We start from the raw sequence: 1,930 nt of genomic DNA on the forward strand, positions 1-1,930 counted from the left end.
AATAAAGGACATATTAGTGCTTTGAAAGATACATTGGGGATTAATAAGGAAGATTTTTATAAATCATATATTATATTTAGTGAGCGTTGTACACTAAAGAAAATTACTGTTACTTCTCCTAATGTTAAAGTTATTAAGAGAAATAGTCTAGTTAGAACTATTAAAAAGGATATGAACAAGTCCCCTAAAATAATGACAGTTGAAGATATAGCGAAATTGTATTCAAAATTACAGAAATACACATTAGCTGATGAAGTGGTTAAGAAATCTCATATAGATAGTATTAAATCGAAGATATCTTAATTGATGAGTTGTGTGCTTTTATTTACAATTTTGTTTTGCTTTTATTAAGTCATAATTTTTGTAAAGTACCTGACCCCTTACAAAAACTGGAACAGTTTTTGTCGCTATTGAAGCCTGAGATTTTGTACATGTTTAGATTAAGTTTACGTAAGGTATGTCTATAACTTACTAAATAATTGATTAAAGTTTATTAGTGGGGTAAAATAGTATTAGTTAGAAGTATGATTATAACTAGTTATATTGGCAAAAATAAAGATAAGGTAGCACAAATTGGAGAATAAATAAAGGCAAATGCATTATAAAAATATGTAGTCTACTCTTTTGAAATAGCATAAAATATAATGATAATATTGGGGGGGATTAGAGTGAATATCTATCACGGCAGTGATGTTGTTGTGAAACAACCAAAAATTTTTCAAAGTAACCGTCTGCTTGATTTTGGTATAGGTTTCTATACTACAAGCAATAAGGAACAAGCAACTCGTTGGGCAGAAAAAGTGAGTTTAAGAAATAATACAGGTAAAAAATTTTTGTCGATATATAACTTTGATTTCGAGAAAGCAAAAAAAGAGCTTAATATCATTGAATTTACACAGGCTGATGAAAAATGGCTGGAATTTATAACTGAAAACAGAAGAGGAAAAGAAAGTTCAGAAGAATATGATGTAATAATTGGTCCTGTAGCTGATGATAATGTATATTTGACTGTAAAACTTTTTGAAACGGGTGTGTTGGATAAAGAAGAAGCCTTAAAAAGATTAAAAGTAGAGAAACTTTTCAATCAGATATTATTTCATACTAATAAAGCATTAAGCTTTTGTTTGTTTGGCCAATATATAGATTTGGGAGGGAAAAGCAATGGATAAAAATAAATTTGATGCGGTGTTTCCAATCATATCGGCTGCTCTTGTAGAAAAAATTGCGGTAGAATTAAATCTATCAGATAAAGATGCTGTTACAGAATTATATTCATCCCATCTATATGAAATGTTGGAACAAGAGGAAACAAAGATTTGGCAGTATAGCACAGAAAAACTGTTTGAAATGTTTTTAGAACAAAGAAATAGCGGAAAGATAAGCTTTCCGCAGGTATGAGGTGATAAGTAATGAATAGAAGTATTGATTTTACAGTATTTTGTCTTGAAAGTTATAAGCGGTCACATAATATAACTGGGAAGGATGCACTCAAAATTTTTAATGATAACAAGGTCTTTGACTATATTAAATCTTTTTATGATGTGCTTCATTCAACTGGACAGGATTATATAGTGGAAGATATTGATGTATATATTAATTCAAGACGAAATTAAAAGCAAGTGGTCCAGCAAGCTGTCCCACAAGGGTACCAGGTACTTCTCACAATTCAACGAATTTTATCAAAATTTAAGAAGATGTCCACAAAGAATAAATTTAGATCAAGCTCGGGGCATAAAGCATTTCCCCTCGCAATGGGGCCAGACCTTTGGGTGAGAATAGAAAAATAATCCAAGCTATCAAACATCAGAGAAATCTGATGTTTTTTTAGACTAAAGAAATGTTTAGCGAAATTAAATTTAATCTTTAAATTATTATTTATTAATATTAATTTTGTATTGTTGATGAAAAAGTAGAGGGGATTGGGGTATAA

Annotated in this window: 3 protein-coding genes and 1 pseudogene; all 4 read left to right on the forward strand. The window is 29.8% G+C overall.

Going from position 1 to position 1,930, the window contains the following annotated elements; genetic code table 11:
* Window positions 1-303, forward strand: a pseudogene (locus BUB83_RS21035) (nuclease-related domain-containing protein); the annotation flags it as partial.
* Between the two features lie 365 nt (window positions 304-668).
* Window positions 669-1,169, forward strand: coding sequence for a DUF3990 domain-containing protein (locus BUB83_RS21040; protein WP_073341036.1), 501 nt, complete (start codon window positions 669-671; stop codon window positions 1,167-1,169).
* On the forward strand, window positions 1,162-1,398 hold the full coding sequence (locus BUB83_RS21045; RefSeq protein WP_073341037.1) for a hypothetical protein: 237 nt from the start codon (window positions 1,162-1,164) through the stop codon (window positions 1,396-1,398). Before BUB83_RS21040 ends, BUB83_RS21045 begins: the two co-directional genes overlap by 8 nt.
* 11 nt (window positions 1,399-1,409) lie before the next feature.
* Complete coding sequence (locus tag BUB83_RS21050; RefSeq protein WP_073341038.1) at window positions 1,410-1,613, forward strand: DUF3791 domain-containing protein; 204 nt, start codon at window positions 1,410-1,412, stop codon at window positions 1,611-1,613.
* Window positions 1,614-1,930 lie beyond the last annotated feature (317 nt).

The sequence above is a fragment of the Clostridium grantii DSM 8605 genome, from assembly GCF_900129965.1.
In the GTDB taxonomy this organism is placed as follows: Bacteria; Bacillota; Clostridia; order Clostridiales; family Clostridiaceae; genus Clostridium_AF; species Clostridium_AF grantii.